4 protein-coding genes are annotated in these 4,117 nt (G+C 70.8%); all 4 read left to right on the plus strand.

The window, feature by feature from the left end:
* Positions 1–310: 310 nt before the first annotated feature.
* Positions 311–1,072 carry a hypothetical protein gene (locus ACWD0J_RS40985; protein ID WP_451500957.1) on the plus strand — a complete coding sequence of 254 codons (762 nt, stop codon included), beginning with the start codon at positions 311–313 and terminating at the stop codon, positions 1,070–1,072.
* Positions 1,069–1,539, plus strand: coding sequence for a hypothetical protein (locus tag ACWD0J_RS40990; protein ID WP_451500958.1), 471 nt, complete (start codon positions 1,069–1,071; stop codon positions 1,537–1,539). Before ACWD0J_RS40985 ends, ACWD0J_RS40990 begins: the two co-directional genes overlap by 4 nt.
* Positions 1,540–1,960: 421 nt before the next feature.
* Positions 1,961–3,451 (plus strand): alpha/beta hydrolase, encoded by a 1,491-nt coding sequence (locus tag ACWD0J_RS40995; protein WP_451500959.1) that lies wholly within the window; start codon positions 1,961–1,963, stop codon positions 3,449–3,451.
* Positions 3,452–3,897: 446 nt separating this feature from the next.
* Positions 3,898–4,117, plus strand: a 220-nt coding sequence (locus ACWD0J_RS41000) for a hypothetical protein (RefSeq protein WP_451500960.1), incomplete at its 3' end; no start/stop codon positions are given.

The following is a 4,117-nucleotide window of genomic DNA, read 5'->3' on the forward strand; positions in this document are numbered from 1 at the left end:
GCCGACCTCCCCCGCCTACTGGCTGGCCGCGACACTGCGCGAATTCGCCGCCATCCTGTGGCTGGACCGCCTCCCCCTGGTCGGACTCAGCCTGCCGCTGGCCGTACCAGTGGCGACAGCGGTCTTCGAGCACTGAAGCGCCGGCCGCAGACCCCGTAAGAGGTCCTGACCCAAGGACGCCGTACATGGCGCGGTTGCGGAGGGGGTAGGGCTGGCCGGACTGCCCGACCGGTGAGCTGCGATGAGGATTGCCCCGCACAGGCTGCCGATCGCGACGTAGGCCTCGGCGGCGGTGAGGGCCCAGAACAGGATGTCGCACACGATCCTCGCCCACAGCGGGAACGGGGCACGCGTGGTGGGAGCCCCGTACGAGGACGCCACCGCCACCGTCAGCGACGTCGGCACGGTCGCCGTGGTCTACGGCTCCGCCGCGGACCTGGGCAAGGGCCGCGTCAGCGACACCGACGTCCGGGGCGAAGGCGCCGGGGCGATGAAGGCCGCGGTCAAGCAGAAGGGCGACCTGCTGGGCTCCTCGCTGGCCGCGGGGCGCACCCGAGACGGCTCCCCCTTCATCGTCATCGGCTCCGCCGGGGACACGGTAGGCGGCCGGGCGAACGCCGGGAGCGTCTTCTATCTGCGCGGCACCAGCTGTGTGACCATCGCCCAGGGCGCCGGCATGTCGGGCGGCCCGGAAGCAGGCGACAAGGTCGGCTCGTCGGTGGCCGCGGACGCCAACCACATCGCGATCGGCGCCCCCGGAGAGGACATCGATACCACCGCCGACGGCGGCGCGGTCTGGGTCTTCGCGTACCCTGCCCAGCCCACCGCGCAGCCGGTCAAGCGGGCCACCATCAACCAGAACGACGACAAGGTCTCCGGCGGAGCCGAAGCCGGCGACGTGCTGGGCGCCGCCGTGGCCCTGGTGGAGAACGGCCCCGGCGGCCAGTCCGTTCTGGCCGCCGGTGTTCCCTGCGAGTCCCTCACCGCGCAGGACGGCACCCTGGCCGCCAACGCAGGCGGAGTGGTCACCTTCAACATCCCGGCCACCGCGCCTGGAGCGAACGCCGGGTGATCACCCAGGACTCCGCGGATGCCGCCGACCGCGTCGAAGCCGGCGACCGGTTCGGCGAGACCCTCCAGGCCGTCAACCTCGCCCCGCTCACCGCCCCCACCTGGCAGTCGCTCCAACTCGTGGCGGGAGCACCCGGCGAGTCCCAAGGCACTGCCGCGGGCGCCGGCGCAGTCCACCTGCTCACTCTGTACGGCGATCCCGGGCCGCACAACAACGTGCTGCTCCCCGGCGCCAACGCCATTCCCGGCACCCCTGCGGCCGGTCAGCGCGTCGGTCAGGCCATCGGCGTCACTCCCACCCACATCTACCTCGGCATGCCCGTCGGCCCCGGCGCGGTCCACGCGGTGCCGTGGCAGAACTCCACCTCCCACTCCGCGACCGGCTCTGATCTCCCGGTGACCACCTACCGGTCCGGCAGTAACGGGATCCCCGCGGGCGGCAAGGCCTCCGGCAGTGCCATCCGCTGACGCCTGCCGGCATACGCCGATCGCGCGGACAGCGGCCATCGCTGCGCCGGTGCCCGCACGATCCAAGCACTTCCCATCGGGGCGCTGCTCACTGCTGTGGCGTCACGAGGTGCCGGGGACGCGTCCTCTGGATTTGCCGACGGTGAGGGATTACGCAGCGTGTCACGGCCGGGTGGCCAAATCGCCGACACCGCGTGCAGCCGGAGCCGTCAAATACAAGGAGCGCACACCCCGCGCTCCCCGGCGCGTGCTGCGGCCACGGTAGCCGCGGGCCTGCGAGGCACATGAGTCCACCGTCTGATGGCACCGCGCCGAGATGCGACCGCAGGAGGAGCCCCGCTACCTCCTGCGGTCGCAAAGCGGCCGTGCATCTGGCGTGGTCGATGCGACTCTGGTCGCATGCGATCGCGACCCGGGACCGATGTGGCATCGCGTGCCCCGCCCTGAGGATGGCTGGGTGACCGAGATCATCGCGGGGCTGTACATGTCCCCTCTGGAATTTCTTGTCCTGCTGGGTGCCGTTGCGCTGGTGGTGGCGCGCTGGCTTCCCCCCGCGGCCCGCCCACGCGTCACGATCGCGGCGGTGGCGGTTCTCGTGCTGTCCGCGATCGTGCTGAGTGTGGTGGGGATCCGCTGGCAGATGCTGCCGGTGCTGGCAGGCGCTGCCGTCGCCTTGCCGTTCACCCTCTCTCCCCTGCTGCGACGCCGTACCGGCCGGCCGGCGTGGCGGGCCCGATGGTGGCTGGCGTTGCCGGGGTCGGTGGCCTGCCTCGCCTTGACGGCCACGGGTCCGGTGGCCGCCTGGGCGTTTCCTGTACCCGTGTTCCCCGAGCCGTCGGGCCGTTTCGCGGCCGGCACCCGGGTGGTGCAGTGGACCGACCTAAGCCGCCCCGAGACATTCACGGCCGATCCGCACGACCGGCGCACGGTGGTGATCCAGCTCTGGTATCCCGCGAGGAAGAGCCCCGCGGGCGCGCAGCGGGCCCAGTACCTCGGACGCACGGAGCACGAGGCGCGCATCGTTTCCGACGCCCTCGCCCGCCAGGTTGGCCTGCCTGGCTTCCTGGTCGACTGCGTCCCGCGTGCCCACACCCACTCGGTCTTCGACGCCCCGGTGGCCGGTGCGGGCCAACGGTTCCCGGTCGTGCTGTTCTCTCCCGGGTCGGGCGGAGTGCGTACCCAGAACACCGCCTGGGCGGAGGAACTGGCCAGCCACGGCTATGTGGTTGCCGGCCTCGACCACCCCTACGACTCCGCTGCCGCCGTCCTCGCCGACGGCCGAACGATTCACACCAGGACCGCCTCCACCGGAGAGCGGGACAAGGACGACAAGCTGGCGGTTGACTGGACAGCTGTTCGGGCCGCCGACCTCAGCTTCGTCCTCACCCAGCTGGACCGTCTGGACCGAGGTGAGATCGCCGGCCCGCTGACCGGACGCCTGGACACCAGCCGGGTCGCGGTCACCGGCCACTCCATGGGCGGTGCCGCCGCTCTCCAGGCAGCCCGGCAGGACCGCCGGTTCGACGCCGTCATCGATCTGGACGGCTACCCGCACGGCCCCACCTCCCCCTCCCTCCACCAGCCGATGCTCGCGCTCACCCAGGCCATCACCCCAGGAACCGACCCGCACTACATACCCCGCCTCACCAAGGCCCTCAAGCTCAACACCGCGACGAGCTACCGGCTCACCATCCCCGGCGCCGCACACCTCACCTTTATGGACGGCCCCCTGTACCTGCCGCCTGTGCCCTCGATAGTCGGCTCCCTGGGCCGCACCGACAGCCCGCACGTCGTCGCCGAGACCACGCTCGCCTTCCTGGACACCACCCTGCGGCACAAACCAGGTGACCTGGCCAGCGTTCTGTCGGCCTACGGCAACCTCAGCGTCTACCCCCCGGACAACAGCCGCTGATCAGCTGTGCCACGGCAGCCGACGGCACGGCAAGCCATCCTGGGCTGGTCCCGGGCCGACCCGATCGCCGCCCAGGTCATTGCGGCCGTCGCAGTCAAGGAAGGCCGTGACTCCTGGCAGGGCAGGGGCTACTGCGTGGCACTGCCACAACGGTGGTGCCCGTCGATGCCGAGGCGAGCGACGCGCGCGATTGCCGCCCCGGCTGCGACTGCTGCGGCTGAACCGAAGCCACCGAGGGCGAAGGTCCCCGGCGAGCGCACATAGCCAGGGACATCCGCCGTCCAAGATCGATGGCATGAACCGGCCGGTAATCCAACGTCAATGGCAATCGGTGTCTCGTCTCACTGAAGTTCGGTCACGTCTCATCGAAGTTCGAGCGAGTACTCCTGCGCACGTGAGTACGAGTACTCACGTGCAGGGGGGCGGCTTGGTCACAGACTTGGCGCATGAGACGAACCCATGCCCTGACCAGCACGGTTACCCGCTTCCCGCGCCGACCACGGCACACGCTCGTGATGACAGCCTTTGCCGCTCTGGCGCTCGCCGCCTGCGGCACCGAGAAGACAACCGTCGGCGGACTGCAAAGCGAGCCCGCTGACACCGCCGAGGCCCGGCCCAGTCTCACGGAGATACTGGACAGGGTCGAGCAGTCGTGTCCCCCGAGCG

Source organism: Streptomyces sp. NPDC003011, from assembly GCF_053591515.1.

Coding starts and splice junctions, on each gene's coding strand:
- ACWD0J_RS40985 (WP_451500957.1), top strand. CDS start 311: ATGTCGCACACGATCCTCGCCCACAGCGGGAACGGGGCACGCGTGGTG.
- ACWD0J_RS40995 (WP_451500959.1), top strand. CDS start 1,961: ATGTGGCATCGCGTGCCCCGCCCTGAGGATGGCTGGGTGACCGAGATC.